The sequence below is a fragment of the Legionella fallonii LLAP-10 genome (genome assembly GCF_000953135.1).
GTDB classification, from domain to species: Bacteria; Pseudomonadota; Gammaproteobacteria; order Legionellales; family Legionellaceae; genus Legionella; species Legionella fallonii.
In genome coordinates this window covers 3,230,078-3,247,519 of the sequence record NZ_LN614827.1, presented here as the reverse complement: position 1 = coordinate 3,247,519, position 17,442 = coordinate 3,230,078, and the positions used below count along the sequence as shown (strand labels likewise).

The following is a 17,442-nucleotide window of genomic DNA, read 5'->3' as shown; positions in this document are numbered from 1 at the left end:
ATTTCATAATGAAATTGAAACGTATATTGGATTCAATTTTTAAAAAGTATTTAATTCGTCCGCTTTAAAGGTATTAAACCCGCCTTTTAAGCGGGAAGGCTTCAGCTAGTAGTTGTATTAATCGAGTAAGATGCAAGTTTCACTATCAAACAATCAAAGCTTACAAATAAGTCCCTAATGTTTCTTTACCTTGACTGAGGTAATAAGTAAATTATTCGCTCTAAAAGTAAAAAAGGACCATACCCAATTAGACAGAACAGAAAACTTATTGCGAGCTCCAACAAGAAAAGATACATGAACAACACCCCAAAACCACCAAGCGAGCTCTCCGTAAAAACTAAAGCGATTTAGCTCAACTATTGATGCTTTCCTACTAATAGTTGCTAGACTACCTAAATGGGTATAGTGAAACTCTTCTGGAGCAGACTTATTATAAACAAGGGCGGTAATTTTTTTGGCAATAAATTTCCCGCCTTGCTTTGCAGCAGGTGCCAATCCAGGAATAGGCTTTCCCTGCCAAAGATTAGCAGCTGCAGTATCACCTATAGCATAAATATTGGGGCAATTTGGCACAGAAAAATCCTTGTTTACTAATACACGGCCATTGCCGTCTGCGGGTACATCCAACCAACTTGCTGCAGGTGAGGCTTGAACACCAGCAGCCCAAAATACTGATTTGGAGCAAATCCGCTGGCCTTTAACAATGACGCCCATCTCATCAATACCCTCAACAGTACTGTTGGTATATACTACGACACCAAGTTGCTCCAGGCATTGTTGTACTTTGGCTGAGCTTTTTTCCGAAAAAGCTGGAAGCAATCGTGGCGCAGCTTGAACTAAAATGACCTTAGAGTTAGAAGGATCAAAATGCCTGAAATCTTTTTCCATTCCATAGCGAGCCAGTTCAATAATAGCACCCGCAAGCTCAACTCCTGTAGGACCTCCACCTACAATCACAAAATTCAATAAATTTTCTCGCTCAACATCAGTTTCAGCGATCTCAGCACGTTCAAAGGTTTGCATGATGCGACTGCGAACATCTATTGCGTCTTCAATGGTTTTTAAGCCAGGAGCATAGGGAGCCCAACCATCTTTGCCAAAATAACTATGTGTTGCTCCTGTAGCAATAACCAAATAATCATATGACAATTCAAATTGATCCGTGATTACTTTTCGATTCACTTTATCGATAGAACTTACTGTGCCTAATAAAACTTGAGCATTGAATTGATTAAGAAAGATTGAGCGAATAGAGATTGCTATATCTCCTGATGAAAGATTTCCAGTGGCAACTTGATATAAAAGAGGTTGAAAAAGGTGATAATTATTTTTATCAACAATGGTCACTCTAACAGGTGTATGAGATAAAGCTTTAGCACAAGTAATGCCCCCAAAACCTCCGCCAAGAATAACAACATGGGGTAAATTGTCCAGACTAAACGCTGGTTTTCCTGAAAGTTGTGGGTAACGACGCTTAAGCGTGCTAAACATCATTTGGTCAAATGAAAAAAATCCCGAGCCAGACATAAATAAAATCGCCATGATCATCATCCAATAAGGTGCATAAGCAAGTTCACTGACCTGCGATTGTGTGACGAAAAAAAGAACGAGTAACAGCAAAGCAAACAATCGAGTTGCTATGCCAATACCGAATACAAAAGGGAGAATAAGAAAACCAGAGCCTATCAATAGGTGAAGTGACTTTAACGGTAGCCAAACAAAAGCTAATTGCATGCCAGAAGTTGACATTTTAACATCATAAGCCCCGAGTAAAATAAGGGATAACATTAACCAAATACGTAATCCTAAAAGAAAAAGGTTCTCTGACCCTTTTTTTGTGGCATTAAAAAAATTATGAATATTCATTGCAAAAGGTAAAGGGCTGCGACTTAATCCCTGCTCGAATAAATGATCCAATGAAAAAGAACTTGCTCCTCTTAAAATATAACCGGCCATCAAGGTAATTAACAGTAAATTAACATCAAGCTTGACGTAATAGATTTGTGTCATTACTGAAAGAATAAGAATTGCTAAAGCACCAACTCGTGTGAATAAACCTAATATAAGACAGCCACCACCAATACATTGTGCGAAAATGCCTAGTAATGCTTCCCATTTAGGAGACAACCATGGCACTGGATATTCACTAGTAGCAAGCAACACACTAATAGTCCAATTGTGTGCTTGCAGTAGTCCAGCAATTAACACTTTATTCCCTATCCAAAAACGAAATAAAAAATCAAGAAAAGGCCAGGCTGTTCGCCCTAAAAATAAGCTAATACTGGACATGGCGGTAAAAAAAGTAGCCGATTGATGGAAAAAATATTTGGAGCGTGTATTTGTCTTTTTTATGTTCAATTGAATTACTCTTTTGTATTTAATTTTATTTAAATATGAAAAATTATAATTGATAACAATAACCTTAGAACGATTATTCTAAATAATCAACTCCGAGCCTTGAATTTATAAAATTGCTCAACTAATATTGTCATGGGACTCTAAATCTAAATATAAGGACATTGAAATGAACAAGAAAAGCTTAATTATAGCAGCAACAGCAGCAGCACTTTTTACCTCAGGCGTTTACGCTACTACCAACCAAAACAGTAGTTCAGTTAATACGGACTCCTTGATCAATTTAGCAAAAAACGGTTGTAAAGGTACCAACAGTTGCAAGCATACAAATAAGTGCAAAGGCACTAACGTCTGTAAAGGTACTAACAGCTGCAAACATACAAACAGCTGTAAGTCAGGAAGCAATAGCTGCAAACATACAAACAAATGTAAGGGGACTAATAGCTGCAAAGGTACTAATAGTTGCAAGCATACAAACAGTTGTAAAGGTAAAAGCAGCTGCAAAGGAAAACACCACTGTAAATCATAATTTCGACATGCAACAAGGAATTGATGCCTCAACCGAGGCATCAATTCATCTCTAACAGTACGCTTATATCCAGGAAACCAAGTGGATGGAAAATAACAAACAAACACATACTAATAAACCCCCATCTTTAGGCATGGGATTGGGCTTAAGAACAGATCATTATCAATATATTTTAGAGCATTCTCCAGCAGTAGATTGGTTTGAAATTCTTACCGAAAATTACTTATTTGATGGAGGGAGGCCTCTTTATTATCTGGACAAGGTACGTGAAAATTATCCTTTAGTAATGCATGGAGTTTCATTATCCATAGGCAGTTCTGAACCGATTAACTACGACTACTTAAAGAAAGTCAGACAACTTGCAGAAAGAATCCAACCCAAATGGATTTCTGATCATTTATGTTGGACCGGAGTGAATCAACGCAACATACACGACTTGTTGCCGTTACCTTATACAGCAAAAACGATTGACCATATCGTAGAGCGAATTAAATGTGTACAAGATTTTTATAAGCAACAAATACTCTTAGAAAATGTATCCAGTTATATAACATACAAAGAGTCTGAAATGACAGAATGGGAATTTCTCACTGAAATTGCTCATCGCGCAGATTGCTTGATTTTGCTGGATATCAATAATATTTACGTCAGCTCCTACAATCATGGGTTTGATCCTGAAACTTATATACACGCCATTCCGGTAGAGCGCGTTCAGCAATTTCATCTAGCGGGCCATCAGAATTGTGACGATTATATTATCGATACCCATGATCATCCAGTGATTAACGAAGTTTGGGAGCTCTACGCTAAAGCAATTAAACGCTTTGGTGATGTCTCTACTATGATTGAACGCGATGACCATATCCCACCATTTGAAGAGTTATGGAGCGAGTTGGACTATGCAAAAAAAATTAAACTCGAGTGTTTATCAGTTACTAAAGAGAGCTTAATGTATGAAACTCAATGAATTGCAAACTTTATTGCAAAACTCGATTCTGACCTCAGAACCACTTATCCATCCCCATCTGCAAGCTCCACCTAAAGGGTCTGTTTCTGATCGAGTCGCTATTTATGCCAATGGATTTTATGGCCGCCTTGAAGAAGTATTAGCTAATGACTACAACCTACTGACTTCAGTAATGGGTAAGGATAAATTTAGCGAAATGTGTAGGGCATACATACATAAATATCCATCGTGCAGTGATTCACTCAATTTTTTTGGTCAAAATATTAGTCAATTTTTAACTGAAACTTCACCATATAATAAAAAACCCTATATAGCCGAAATTGCTCAATTTGAATGGGCGGAATATCAGTCGGTGGTTGCTTGTGACAAAGATTTGCTGTCTGAATCTGATTTACACGCTTTACCTGTAGAACAGTGGCCAGAACTCAAGTTTGAGCTGCATCCATCATGCCAGATACTTACCTTCTACTGGAACAGTCTATCTCTTATTGAAGCTTTGCGTAAGAACAAATCAACTCCTAAACCTAAACTCCTTAAACTACCCCAATCAGTGCTTGTTTGGCGCCATCAACTTGAAATACGTTATACTAAACTCAACTCTTTAGAACTGACAATGTTAAATGCAATAAAACGTCAAGAATCGTTCATTGAGATTTGTGAAGCGCTAAGAAAAAAGATTGCGGACGAGGAGGTTGCTAGCTACATTGTAAAAGAATTACATTCTTGGTTACGGGCAAAATTGTTTGTAATTCCTAGCTCAAATCTTTAAGCTCATTATGATTAATTTAATAACCTTATTTAAAATTTTCCTCAAGGCTCAAATACAATATTAAAAAATAAATCATCATGAATAAACGCCGGATCCAAAATACTGCTGTTGTTTCCGCCGCCATAGGGGCTGCAATCTTTTCTGTATATACTAATACTAATTGGCTTTCTAAAAATAGAAGTTCAATTGAGCTTGAAAGATGCTATCACATAGTACGTGCAGGTAAAAATGATTGTGCCACTTCGAAACACTCTTGCGCATCACAGTCCACAAGGAATAGTGATCCAGAAGAATTTATTATGCTTCCTAAAGGATTATGTAATCGCATAGTAGGAGGAGAGAGTGCTTAAATATGCTCAATTTCCACTTCGTGTTCGACAGGAGATGGAAGCGCAACAGTATCAAAGTGAATTGCTTGTGGGAGGAGTACAATTAGCTGTTGTGTTTATGTTATTTATTATTAATTATGTAACTCCTGAGGGTTATAGCCCCAGTGCTCCCGTACATACCGCCTCTTTAGGATTATCATTATTTAGTATTCTGATCTTGACACGATTATGGTTTGCTTACACCAATCAACTCCGCTCATTTGTGCTTGGATTGTTTGTGGTTCTAGAAATGGTGTTATTATTATTCATTATTTGGACCTATTACTTACAATACGAAACCTCAGCAACAATTAATTTAAAAAATACTCATATTAATTATGCTTATATTTTAATTGCTTTACGTGCGCTGCGATTTGAACCCGAATGGGTATTGCTTTCTGGGCTTACTGCGGTGATTGGCTGGTCTATTATTGTATGGAAAACTTTAGCTAATACAGGGATGAATGTTATAACCTGGGACTATGTAACTTATGCATCCATGCAAGCTGTCTATGTAGGTGCTGTATTTGATGTACTTTTGTCTATTTTATTAGTAACAATTATTCTGGCATTGGTACTTGAGCGAGCAAAGAAAACACTATACCAAGCCGTCGTGCAGACCTCTGCAGCAAAAGATTTAGCGCGTTTTTTTGATTTAACTGTTGCTGAAAAAATTACCCATTCCGATTCATTATTACAGGCTGGTTATGGTGAAACCCGACAGGCAGCTATTATGTTTACCGACATGAGGGGCTTTACTAAGGCTTCCAAAACTCTTTCGCCTACTGATTTAATTGCATTACTAGGAGAATATCAGCGTTTAATCGTACCTATAATTCAAAAACATCATGGAAATATCGATAAGTTTATGGGGGATGGGATTATGGCAAGTTTTGGTGCTGTATCCTCTTCGAATACTTATGCAGCAGATGCTCTAAAGTCGGTAGACGAGATACTCTTCGGCTTGTCTCTATGGAATGATGCACGACGAAAAAGTGGTGATCTGGTTATTGATGTAGGTATTGGTCTTGCCATTGGTGAAGTGGTTTTTGGTGTCATTGGTAATGCTGATAGACTTGAGTATACCGTCATTGGGGAGACAGCGAACCTGGCTGCAAAATTAGAAAAACAGAACAAAGTGGAACATTCAAGAGCTTTAACCACAGACGCTACTTGGACAGAAGCATTAAAACAAGGTTACATCAATGTAATTTCAAAAAATGAGCGTAAATCAAGAAATGTGGCAGGAGTTGATGGAACTTTAGATTTAGTCGTTCTTGCTGAGTAAGCTTATCTTCTCAACTCAAACCTTTTTTATTGCGGTTTTTCTATAATTCGAAAATAAATCATTTTTTAACAGCATTTGTAAGGAAGCAACTAAATCAAAATCAGGATTAGTTTTCAAAATAAGTTCATAGGATTGCATCAAAGTAAAACCATTTTTTATAGAATTAAAAAAATAAAATTGGCTTTCAGATAACCAGTGAGTCACTACATGATTTGTTTGGCGGTTAATGATTGCATAACAAGGTTCTCGCTGCAAAATCACATTGATTGTTTCATTTGGGTTTTCAATCAAGTCTATTATGTCTTTTAAAACATAAGGGGATGAAAATAAATAAACTGATGGATTAAATACCAAACATAATTCCTCCAGGCAGTTATTCAATTGATTTTGTAATTTCAATGGATTAAGCACTTTAAAATCATCAGCACGAAAACTTTTATGTTTTAACCATTCCAGCTCAGCTATATCTTGCAAATAAACAAGATCTTTAATCGCTTCGATTTCTTGTAAAAATTGTGGGAATTTACCACCCCAATCATCAAGACAATGACTCACAGGAAAATTCTCTAACTTTTGACAAAATCGATAAGCCAAGTTATCTGCACATTCCTTTCCGACTAACTCCCAAATATAAGGAAATGTATTTTCCAATGCATATCGCAGATTTTGCATGATATTATTTCGATAAATACTCAATCTAGATTCAGGGGCTATGTGATTATGATGAATGTATTGCACCATAGAATGGCTTTTTTGACTCAAAACTCCTTTAACAAATTCATTTTGTATGTGTTCGAGCGTCGATATAATTGACGGATTTTCTTGCTTCATTCAATAAAACCTCCAAATCAGGTATATCCGTATCCCATTCTATCAATGTGGGAACATGACCAATATGGCGAATCGCATATTGATATAATTCCCATACTTCCTGACATACATAGTTATTATGTGTATCTAAAAGCAATTGGTTATGTTCATCTTGTACATGAACAGAGTGTCCAGCCAAATGAATTTCTTGTACAGAACCATAAGGAATAGTTTGAATATAGTCAAAAGGATCCCAACCGTGATTGAAGCAAGAGACATAAATATTATTAATATCCAATAAAATTTTGGCATCTGTACGTTTAATTAACTCTACTAAAAACTCAGCTTCTGAATAAGTCGAAGTACTATATTCTAAATAAGACGATGGATTTTCTATCAACATCGTTCTTTGTAAGTAATTTTGCGTCTCATCAATATGATTAGAGATAAGCACTAAACTTTCGTCGTTATAAGGTATGGGCAACAGATCTGGCAAATAGATATTTCCCACATTGCTCCAAGATAAATGGTCCGAGACCAAAATTGGCTCAAAACGATTAATGAGCTTTTTAATTCTTTTTAAATGATTCTTGTTTACCCTTTGAGTAGAGCCTAAAGATAAACCAACAGCATGAAAACTTAAAGGGTAATTATTACGAATAGAAAACAAAATATCTAATAACGGCCCACCTTTTGCCATAAAATTTTCGGGGTGAACTTCTAACCAATCAATCTTTGGCTGTTCTTCCATTACTTGATAATAATGAGGGGATCTTAAACCAATACCTATCTTATAGCCATTTAATAACATTGTTTCTAAAATTGTGTAACGATTGTTTAGAGTAAACTGTAAATATTATTTTATGCAAATCTTTATTTTTTATAGCACGATCCATTTCCACTGAGCATTCCCTGGATTTGATTTATTCAACAATGGCATTTACATTTATATTAGGTCTGAGACATGTAAACTGACTTTAAGTCGATAATTAAATGGATGCAAAAAATGGTCTTATTTGGTTGCCTGAGGAGGCGTTTGCAAATGCCTTTGCTCAACATGCGACCCCGGAGGAGCTTTAGGTGCTCGCTGCTGTACAACGTTCTATACCTCCAGCATGCATTACTGTAAAAGTTGCAAAACCTCTTTGGAAAACTCTCCCAACGCATTACTTCATCGCTCTAGAGGAGCGGATGATCACTGAAGTAACACAGGTGTTCATGGCTGAGCGCATGAAAGCCAAGATTGTAAGATCCGAGACGGATCACACACCAAGCGTGACGGCTCCTGCTGTAGTCGTAGAAGTGATCTTAAACGCGATCACAGAATTATAAAAGGTGTTATTTGGGAACGAGATTCGTAATATGAAACAATTTGGACAATGATGCTTTACTTTTGTCAATTTTGAAAGCAGACGATTAATTAAGGGAGAAATAGAATGAGTAACACTCGCTTCAAGAATGTAAAGATTGATGGTTTGAATTTATTTTACCGAGAAGCAGGAAAAGTGGGACAACCAAAATTGCTTTTGCTGCACGGATTTCCGACTTCAAGCCATATGTTCAGGGATTTGATCCCTATTCTCTCCGATCAATTCCATATTGTGGCGCCCGATCTACCGGGTTTTGGCAGGACAGATATGCCTCCTCGTTCGGAATTCAAGTACACATTCGATAACATTGCGAAAGTGGTAGATGAATTCACAGAGGTCATTGGTTTCGATAAATTTGCGGTTTACATTTTTGACTATGGTGCACCCACTGGTTTACGTATTGCACTCAAGCACCCAGAGCGTATTACGGCTATTATTTCTCAAAACGGGAATGCCTACGAAGAAGGATTAAGCGATGGCTGGAAGCCAATCCAGGCATACTGGAAAGACGCATCAAGTGCTAATCGGGAAGCGTTGCGTGCTTTCTTAACTCCAGAGACAACACTTTGGCAATACACACACGGGACCAGGGATGCTGCGGAAGTTTCTCCAGATGGGTATTCGCTCGACAATTATTATATGGAACGCAAAGATGCCAAAGAAGTTCAGTTGGATTTGTTCGGCGATTATAAATCGAATGTTGCCCTCTATCCAGAGTTTCAGAACTATTTCCGCACACATAAACCTAGACTATTGGCTGTTTGGGGGAAAAACGATCCATTCTTTCTTCCTCCAGGTGCTGAAGCATTCAAGCGCGATAATCCTAATGCAGAAGTGGAGTTCTTTGAAACAGGGCACTTCGCACTCGAAACCCATGTGCAAGAAATCGCTGACAGCATCCGACAATTTTTAAAGTCAGGAACTGTTCAATAGCGCAGATGAGCTGCATTTACTATGTTGACTTATGCATGAACAACAGAGAATTAATGTGAAGAAGGATATCATGAGAAAAATCTTGGTTTTCGATTGTAATGAAACGCTGATCGATCTTGAATCATTAAATCCTGTTTTTGAGCGAATCCTGGACTCAAAAGAGTCAATGCGCGTGTGGTTTGCGAATATGATTTTGTATCCCTGCGCGAGAAGCTTATGACAATGTTGTCAAGACATTAGGAGTCAAGCCCTCAGAAGTGACGCTGATTGCGTGCCATATATGGGATACTATAGGGGCAGTTGCAGCGTTTATTGCTCGCAAAGAAAATGAGGTCCTTAGTGTTGGGCCTCAACCAACCTATATAGGTCGCGACTTAAATGAAATCGCTGACCAACTTATTGAGAAATATAGCTAAAAGATTTTACAAAATTTCATCAATTATTTGTTGCTCAACTACTAGTTCACGCCATTCTCAACTTTTTATAGATTACCCGCTCAAATTGAAATAGCATGTTAGGACTTTTATAATGAACAGATTCCAATATGTAGACAATGATAACATAGAGACTTTTGGCAAGGAATGATATATTTTGATCACACTAATTAAATAAAAATCAATTAACATGAAGCTTCCCCTAAAAGAGCCTCTATTTGCCAGATACCTGTATGTTAGCCCGGAAAACATAGTCCATGTCTTCATGCCGATAGTCAGTGGCACGAACATTGGGTTAGACAACACCTGCAAAGCGGTTTACGCCCTGCAAGAATTTTTTGGCAAAGGCAGCAATTCAAACAAAAAAGCCAGCCTCAAGACCGAATTATTAGCCTACAAAGAGGCTCTGGAAAGTGACATTAACCTACTTGGAGCAGAGTCGTCACTCACCCAACAAAAACAAGAAAGGCTGGTCCAAATTGATGCGTATTTAAAAGTACTTGTTTCTGTGGAAAATCACCCAGAATTAAGCTGCCTCAATGCAGGCTTTCCAAGTTATCCAAGACCATTAGAAGAGCTTATGCAAGACAGGGACACCTCCAATCTCTACAGCATGATCTTACGCCCTACAGCAGAAGATGGCTTTTTGCGTTCGGAAGCGACCAACCCCATATTTAGTGTGGCACACAAGAGTGTATCAAAGCAGATCCACACATCAAAATCAGCATTACAACACGCCCTCATCCAAGCCTATACCCCACTCACCTTTGAAGCCAAAAATTTGAAGTCTCGAGTGATTAAGCAGGTAGCACAATTGATGCCTCCTAATAAACCTATTGATTTTGAGCACTTAAGGGCAGTTCTAAAAAAGACGACACAAACCTTACTGAATGTAGACGTTGATTTTACCAAAACTCAGCAAGGCACGCTGATTCATCAACAAGAGATTAATAAGGCCATGGGCTTTAACCCTCAAACAACAAGCGCAGAAGAGTATATGGAGGCCTTATTCGGATACTGTGCTGGCGGCTTATTTGACTCCCTTATTGAATCCCCTTTCAAGTGTTTAACTCAGGCAGAAGACTGGTCCATAGCAACCCAATTTTTGCTAGGCATCACCAACATCTACTGTCTCGCTCAAGGAATTATCAGCCCAAGCACGAACTTTGGGCAAATTCTAGATGCTCACTCTAGTTTAAGCGTTCACCTTGCCCAAACTCTAGCTCAAGCCCACCAAAGTAATCGCAGCATCGAAGAAGCCTGCCTCTTGTGGATAAATGAGCATGTCAACGAATTAGCCTTAACCCGCCTGCTCACTCAAGCAGACATCAATAACATCCAAGAAACTTTTGTAACGCGTTATTCAGAAATCAAAGACTCCCCCCATTTTGATGAGTTTTTCGTGTTAGACACTCAAAAGAAAGGCGATTTTGTGAGACACCAAGGGTTCATCTGTACGAGTTTTGCCGAATTTGTGCACTCTCCTTTATTGGATGTACCCCAAGAAGTAACCCAAGCTTTGGAGAAAGCGCGAAGTGGTGCGCAAAGTTTAGGTGTAAATATTCCCCATAAAAACCCTCTGGTTCAAGACGATGTGGTGATTGATACCGCCACGATGAATCATGCAGCATTACAAGCCTTATACGAACGAATCAACACCTACAAAGACCCAAAGCTCAAAGAAACACTCTTGGTGCAACTCAAACACGAACGACCCGATTTCAAGCCCATAATCGATGCCAAACAGTTTTTACGCCATGTAGCGTACGGTCAACAAATTGAGGCGGAATGCTTACTTAAAAAAGACGCTGATAGTGCTCAAGAGCTCCTCATCGCAAGAAAAATACCTTTTACGGACTATTCAGGAAGAACCTTTAACTGTACTGCCTATGAATATGCCTATTGGGCCAAGGACACGCATATGTGTCGGATGTTGGAACGGTATATGGATGACCAAACCAAGCACCTTATCCTGAAACGTGTTCAAAAAATCGAAGAACTCATAGGAGACAACCTATTCAAACACCCAAGAGGCCTTGTCTATACCCAAAAGGGCATAAAATACCGGAGCGCACATTTTGATTTAACGCCCTTAAAGAATGCATTAAGAACTTATATTGAGGCGTACAATCAAAGTCCCAAGGTAACTGATGCGGATTGGGAAGCACTAGACACACTCTGGATAAAGGTTGGTCTTCCCCAAAGAGAGGTACCTGCTCATATTGCTCAGGAATATTGTCATCCCAAGCGTTCATTTTATGATGTAGTCAATGACCGGGCCTTATTGGATGCATCTAATCCAGCCAATCTAGAGCGACAGCTTAAGTTTTATAACTGTGTGACTGATGCTTATGATACCTGGTTTACTCCTACGGCTTCCGATGAGGATTCTGGGTTGGGTTTTTCATGGGCAATATTACGGTTTGTGAGCGGACTGGCTCGGTGCCGCGGGGTTGAGGAGGGGGTAGTCATGTCGGAGTTGGATTTATCGGCTATAGAAGCCATTGATGAGGTGAGAACAAAAGACCTTATGCAGTCTTTTCAAAATCTTGCTGAGCCATCAAGTCCACAGGTACCCACGATTTAGCGTAGTTAGCCAACAGCAGCTCAATAGCAATACCCGCTATTTTGGCATCATAACAACTATGAATGAATTGGGATAATAAGGATTGATGGTTCCAGCTTTGACTCGTTCTCACCCACCACCGCAACCACGCGCTCAAGTAGCTTCTGATTCGGGAGGTAGAAAACCCATCAATAACCATAAGCCGAACTTGTTCGCGTGCATTTCTAATTTTGCAGCGTTCTAATTGGCGTTTGGTGAAGCATAAGATAATGATGTCGTCTTGATAACGCAGATAGGCTACGTCCATCATATCAAATGCATCATCCCGTGGTTTTAAATACAGTGCACTAAAAAATTGGGACAAAGGACCACGAAGCGCTATGCCATGATCAGGGTTCTTATATCCTCTAGGTGTTTCAATGGGATTTCTGACAATATTTTCCAACATTGATTGGACTTTAGTATCGGTGTAATAACGCTTGATGTCATCAATCAATACATGATGCTGTATGGATTTATAGTACGATTTGATATCTGCCCGGATAATGTACTTGGGTTTTTGCGTCGCAAGTATTTCGCGAATCTTTTGTGTTGCTAATTGAACACCAGTAGGTCCATACAAGTAGTAACAGTTTAGATTCATTACATGGGGAAATGTTAGTTTCAATTGCTGGAGTAATAAGTGCTGTAATACTTTGTCAGCCAAATACAGTTGGTCCAGCACTTCTTCTTTGAAATAGTATCGTTTGAGAAATCTTGGGGTGTACGTACCCTCAATCATGAATCGGATGCCTTGGGGTAGCCATTCATGAATGGTTCTGGCCAAAAGATGCACATCATGATTGGGTGAGGCCATGCACTTTTTTCTGTGGATACTTCTAAAAAGAGAGTTTTCTTCCAAAATAATATTGATTATTGGGACATCAACGCTACTCTATCAATCAAATAGTCTATAATGAATAGATTTTCCAGGTTAATATCTACAAAAATCACCAGAAATTAAGGAAAATAATGATGACTCAATTCACTCAATATACGATGGATAATGCCCCTCAAGAATCTAAGGCTAGTTTACAAGAAACTAAAAAAGCCTTTGGTTTTGTGCCCAATTTACAAAGCTTTATGGCAGAGTCTCCAGCATTACTTGATAGTTATAGCACTGTATGGAATATTTTTTCCAAAAAGACCAGTCTTAATCCCATTGAACAACAGGTAGTATTAATGACAGTGAACTATGAAAACAATTGTCATTATTGTATGGCAGGTCACTCTACTCTTGCCAAAATGGTAAAAATGGATGAGGCCACTATTCAAGCGCTACGCGATGGTAAACCAATTGCTGATCCTAAGTTACAAGCACTACGTGAATTTACCCGTAAAATAGTTATCGAACGTGGCTTTGTTAGTGATGAAGTGATTGAATCTTTTTTGAGTGCTGGTTATAGCAAAGCTAATGTCTTTGATGTCATTACTGGGGTTGGTCTTAAAGTAATGAGCAACTATACCAATCACATTGCCCATACCCCATTAGATGATTTCATGAAGGCTAATGCTTGGATACATCCGAAGAACCGCTAATTCTAATGGTTTTATGAACTCCATGAGATGCAGTGTATCTTCAGTATTTATGGATACACTGCAAGACTAGTTCATAGAGATTTCTTCTCCCATAACCTATGTAACAATAACTTGCTCCCTTGCCTGTCTGGTTGGTAAATCTCTGTAAACTATGATTAAAAATGAGCGACAAAGTTGAGTTGGTGGAGTGGGTTCAGCAAGTGCGGAAAGTAGTGCTTGTCAACACTTACGAATAACATGTTTAGGAATCTAATTTATGAAAAAACTAGAAGGTAAAGTGTCAGTGATTACTGGTGGAACAAGCGGAATTGGCTTAGCGACGGCGAAACTATTTTTTGAGGAAGGAGCTTCTGTTGTGATAGTAGGCCGAGACAGTAAAACATTGCAAGCAGCAAAGGATGAGTTGGGTGATAAGGTGCTCGCGCTTCAGGCTGATGTGGCAAAGCTTTTGGATTTAGATCGTGTTTTCGCGGAAATAAAAAGCACGTTTGGACGAATTGATGTCTTGTTCGCGAACGCTGGCATCGCCAACTTTGTACCTCTTAGTGAAGTGAACGAAGACTTTTTCGACAAAATGATGGATGTGAACGTGAAAGGGTTGTTTTTCACTGTTCAGAAATCGATACCGTTGATGCGCAAAGGGAGTTCCATTATTTTGACCAGCTCCTCTTTACAACAAAGGGCATTGCCTGGTGGTTCTGTTTACAGCGCAAGCAAAGCAGCAGTTCGCTCCTTTGGGCGTGGATTTGCTGCTGACCTTGTGGACAAAGGAATCCGCGTGAATGTTATCTCACCGGGACCTGTTGAGACTCCCATTTATAAGAAAATGGGACTTAGTGAAGAAAAACTTAACATGATGAGTCAGAAAATGACCGAACGAGTTCCCCTCAAGAGAATGGGACACCCTGACGAACTAGCGAAGGCAGCTCTTTTTCTAGCTTCTGATGATTCAGATTTTATTTTCGGAGCGGAGCTCTGTGTAGACGGAGGTGTTGCGCAGCTTTAAACTGTAAAGCGATCTAAGTGATGAGGAATGTAGTATCACCAAGAACTGGCTAGAAGAAAAAAGATGAAACTAATACAACGTAGAGCTTATGGCTTTAGGAATTTTGAAAATTATAGAGTGCGTGTTAAGGTGCTCTGCGGTTGATTGAAGCTGCCCCCTTAAATGGGAAAGAGCCCCGAGTTCATGACGATGTGATCAAGAGACAGGGAAATGGGGAATAGCCATTAAATGGTGCGCTCGGAGGGACTCGAACCCCCGACACCTTGGTTCGAAGCCTGATACTCAATAATAGAAAACATTATAAATCAACAACTTACGATGCATCAAATCATCGAATTACTGCCTAATACTGCCATAAATACACTACAAACGGATATAGTTACGGCACGTTTTCGTCACTGTTGTGTCAGGCAGTTCTAGGCAGTACATAATCAACTAATAGAATATTAGTGAATGTTGTTATATAATTATAATGTCAATTAATGACATCATGGAGATATAATGACTTTTTCAAGTTACCTAAAATCAGTGCGTGCAAATGGACATTATACATTTACCACAGAGGATGCATTATCCTCTTTAAAAGTTTCTAAGAACGCCCTGAACTGTGCAATATATCGGTTAAAAAAAAGAGGTGAAATAGTTAGTCCGGCTACCAATCTTTATGTCATTATACCACCAGAATATCAAGCTATCGGTTGCATTCCTGCAGCTGAACTTATACCTATTTTAATGAAACATTGGAATTTATCTTATTATGTGTGCTTACTTTCCGCGGCACAATATTATGGTGCTTCCCATCAAAAACCTCAGGTTTTTCAAGTAATGACCAATAAACAATTCAAAACTCTGCATTGTGGTCAACTGCGCATTGAATTTATTTATAAAAAATCATTAGAAAATTTACCTACAAAAAAAATAACCGTTAAAACAGGTTATCTGATAACATCAACGCCTGAGTTAACTGCTATGGATCTGCTTCAATACCCCCATCATGTAGGGGGATTAAATCATATTGCTACTGTTCTGAGCGAACTGATTGAAAGCATCGATGAGCAAGCGTTGATAAAACTCCTGGACTTTTCCCAGGAAAAAGCATGGATACAACGATTAGGATACATTTTAGAACATATTGAAACGATGGATCCAGAAAAGCAACAATGTATTATTGCATTATTGCAAGATAAACTCATCAAACCTGATACTCCGCTACCTTTAGCAAGTGAATTACCCATTAAAGGTTATCCCAGGAATTCACGCTGGATGCTTATTGAAAATACAATGATAGAGAGTGATTTATGATTCCAGATATTTATATTGAGCAGTGGAGAGCATTTGCTCCTTGGAAGTTTTTGCCGATGGTCGAACAGGATTTGATTATTAGTCGCGCCTTAGTTGATTTATTTAACCATCCCATCGTACAACAATCTTTGGTATTTCGCGGGGGTACGGCTTTAAATAAATTGTATATTGACCCTCCTGCACGTTATTCTGAGGATATTGATTTGGTGCAAATTAAACCGGAACCAATTGGAAAAACATTGGATGCCATCCGAGAAGTATTAGATCACTGGCTTGGTGAACCTCAACGTAAATTGACTGAAAGAAGTGCGAAACTAGTATATCGATATATCGCTTGTGACGATACACCCTCTAAACTTAAAATAGAAATTAATACCACAGAGCATTTTAATGTAAAACCTATTATTGCGAAGTGCCATCAAGTTGATTCAGAGTGGTTTCAGGGTAAAGCATTACTACAAACATACCATCTTGATGAATTGATGGGCACTAAATTGCGAGCATTATATCAAAGGCGCAAAGGGCGAGATCTGTTTGACCTTTGGTATGTTTTGGAGAAAGACCTTATTCATGTCAATGAAGTTATTAAAATTTTTAATCAGTACTCTCGTCATAATGATGAACTGATTTCACAAGCAATGTTTGAACAAAACCTGCTGCTCAAAAAACAACACAGCGATTTTAGATCAGATATGCTTCCATTGCTGACTGAGGAAGTGCAATGGGACTTTGAAAAAGCGATTGCACTTGTTGAGCAAAAAATAATCTCCAAAATTTCATCCAATAAAATTTAATTTTTCTGTCCCAGATGTGCAACGACAAAAGCCAGTGTGCTGTAACAAACTAAAGAAGGAACGAACAAATTATAGAGTGAAGATAATTGATCAAAATGACATGTAAAGCTAGAGCCGCCACTTTTTGGTTAAAGTATGATGTAGAATAAATCCATTCGTGGATTTTTAATCTGGCGCATTGGTTTGCATCATGGCCGATATGCTAGTTGCTGCCATAAGGCTTAAGGAACAACCTAAACTGAACAACGCGAGTATTTTTTTCATACACTAGCCTCGTAAGAACGTTAAAATCAGATCATTAATCTGCTGCTGAGTTACCTCCGAACCACGATCACATAAATCGATATGTTTGGCCTCAAGTAGTGGGATAATT

16 protein-coding genes and 1 pseudogene are annotated in these 17,442 nt (G+C 38.6%); 13 read left to right on the top strand and 4 right to left on the bottom strand.

The window, feature by feature from the left end:
* Window positions 1–174 precede the first annotated feature (174 nt).
* Complete coding sequence (locus LFA_RS13575; RefSeq protein WP_084602187.1) at window positions 175–2,358, bottom strand: NAD(P)/FAD-dependent oxidoreductase; 2,184 nt, start codon at window positions 2,356–2,358, stop codon at window positions 175–177.
* Window positions 2,359–2,524: 166 nt separating this feature from the next.
* Here LFA_RS13575 and LFA_RS19570 point away from each other — a divergent pair, with 166 nt between their 5' ends.
* The 5 genes from LFA_RS19570 (at window position 2,525) to LFA_RS13550 (ending at window position 6,276) form a co-directional block, all read left to right on the top strand.
* A complete protein-coding gene (locus LFA_RS19570; RefSeq protein WP_084602186.1) occupies window positions 2,525–2,884 on the top strand; it encodes a hypothetical protein in 360 nt (119 codons plus the stop codon).
* Between the two features lie 85 nt (window positions 2,885–2,969).
* Window positions 2,970–3,851 carry an MNIO family bufferin maturase gene (gene bufB, locus LFA_RS13565; protein ID WP_045096660.1) on the top strand — a complete coding sequence of 294 codons (882 nt, stop codon included), beginning with the start codon at window positions 2,970–2,972 and terminating at the stop codon, window positions 3,849–3,851.
* On the top strand, window positions 3,838–4,620 hold the full coding sequence (locus tag LFA_RS13560) for an HvfC/BufC family peptide modification chaperone (protein WP_045096659.1): 783 nt from the start codon (window positions 3,838–3,840) through the stop codon (window positions 4,618–4,620). Before bufB (LFA_RS13565) ends, LFA_RS13560 begins: the two co-directional genes overlap by 14 nt.
* Before the next feature lie 77 nt (window positions 4,621–4,697).
* A complete protein-coding gene (locus LFA_RS13555; protein ID WP_045096658.1) occupies window positions 4,698–4,970 on the top strand; it encodes a BufA1 family periplasmic bufferin-type metallophore in 273 nt (90 codons plus the stop codon).
* On the top strand, window positions 4,963–6,276 hold the full coding sequence (locus LFA_RS13550; RefSeq protein ID WP_045096657.1) for an adenylate/guanylate cyclase domain-containing protein: 1,314 nt from the start codon (window positions 4,963–4,965) through the stop codon (window positions 6,274–6,276). The genes LFA_RS13555 and LFA_RS13550 overlap by 8 nt, the downstream gene beginning before the upstream one ends.
* 15 nt (window positions 6,277–6,291) lie before the next feature.
* Here LFA_RS13550 and LFA_RS13545 read toward each other — a convergent pair whose 3' ends face one another.
* Together LFA_RS13545 and bufB (LFA_RS13540) are read right to left on the bottom strand one after the other, a co-directional pair.
* Window positions 6,292–7,038: an HvfC/BufC N-terminal domain-containing protein gene (locus tag LFA_RS13545; protein ID WP_231865847.1), complete on the bottom strand. Its 747-nt coding sequence runs from the start codon at window positions 7,036–7,038 to the stop codon at window positions 6,292–6,294.
* 16 nt (window positions 7,039–7,054) lie between these two features.
* Entirely contained in the window at window positions 7,055–7,897 is an 843-nt protein-coding gene (bufB, locus tag LFA_RS13540; RefSeq protein ID WP_045096655.1) for an MNIO family bufferin maturase, read from the bottom strand.
* A gap of 269 nt (window positions 7,898–8,166) precedes the next feature.
* On the opposite strand from bufB (LFA_RS13540), the gene LFA_RS13535 reads away from it, so the two are divergent.
* From LFA_RS13535 to LFA_RS13525, 3 genes are all read left to right on the top strand, one after another.
* Complete coding sequence (locus LFA_RS13535) at window positions 8,167–8,418, top strand: hypothetical protein (RefSeq protein WP_052673971.1); 252 nt, start codon at window positions 8,167–8,169, stop codon at window positions 8,416–8,418.
* Between the two features lie 104 nt (window positions 8,419–8,522).
* On the top strand, window positions 8,523–9,389 hold the full coding sequence (locus LFA_RS13530; RefSeq protein WP_045096654.1) for an alpha/beta fold hydrolase: 867 nt from the start codon (window positions 8,523–8,525) through the stop codon (window positions 9,387–9,389).
* Between the two features lie 624 nt (window positions 9,390–10,013).
* Window positions 10,014–12,410 carry a hypothetical protein gene (locus LFA_RS13525; protein WP_045096653.1) on the top strand — a complete coding sequence of 799 codons (2,397 nt, stop codon included), beginning with the start codon at window positions 10,014–10,016 and terminating at the stop codon, window positions 12,408–12,410.
* Here the strand turns inward: LFA_RS13525 and LFA_RS13520 are convergent.
* Complete coding sequence (locus tag LFA_RS13520) at window positions 12,352–13,245, bottom strand: reverse transcriptase domain-containing protein (protein WP_084602185.1); 894 nt, start codon at window positions 13,243–13,245, stop codon at window positions 12,352–12,354. The two genes, LFA_RS13525 and LFA_RS13520, sit on opposite strands and share 59 nt — an antisense overlap.
* Before the next feature lie 155 nt (window positions 13,246–13,400).
* Here LFA_RS13520 and LFA_RS13515 point away from each other — a divergent pair, with 155 nt between their 5' ends.
* The 5 genes and pseudogenes from LFA_RS13515 (at window position 13,401) to LFA_RS13500 (ending at window position 17,069) form a co-directional block, all read left to right on the top strand.
* A complete protein-coding gene (locus LFA_RS13515; RefSeq protein ID WP_197541187.1) occupies window positions 13,401–13,967 on the top strand; it encodes a carboxymuconolactone decarboxylase family protein in 567 nt (188 codons plus the stop codon).
* Between the two features lie 256 nt (window positions 13,968–14,223).
* Window positions 14,224–14,973 (top strand): SDR family oxidoreductase, encoded by a 750-nt coding sequence (locus LFA_RS13510; RefSeq protein ID WP_045096651.1) that lies wholly within the window; start codon window positions 14,224–14,226, stop codon window positions 14,971–14,973.
* A gap of 57 nt (window positions 14,974–15,030) precedes the next feature.
* Window positions 15,031–15,117, top strand: a pseudogene (locus LFA_RS20645) (transposase); the annotation flags it as partial.
* 357 nt (window positions 15,118–15,474) lie between these two features.
* On the top strand, window positions 15,475–16,275 hold the full coding sequence (locus tag LFA_RS13505) for a type IV toxin-antitoxin system AbiEi family antitoxin domain-containing protein (RefSeq protein ID WP_045096650.1): 801 nt from the start codon (window positions 15,475–15,477) through the stop codon (window positions 16,273–16,275).
* Complete coding sequence (locus LFA_RS13500) at window positions 16,272–17,069, top strand: nucleotidyl transferase AbiEii/AbiGii toxin family protein (protein ID WP_045096649.1); 798 nt, start codon at window positions 16,272–16,274, stop codon at window positions 17,067–17,069. The genes LFA_RS13505 and LFA_RS13500 overlap by 4 nt, the downstream gene beginning before the upstream one ends.
* The last annotated feature ends 373 nt before the right edge of the window (window positions 17,070–17,442 follow it).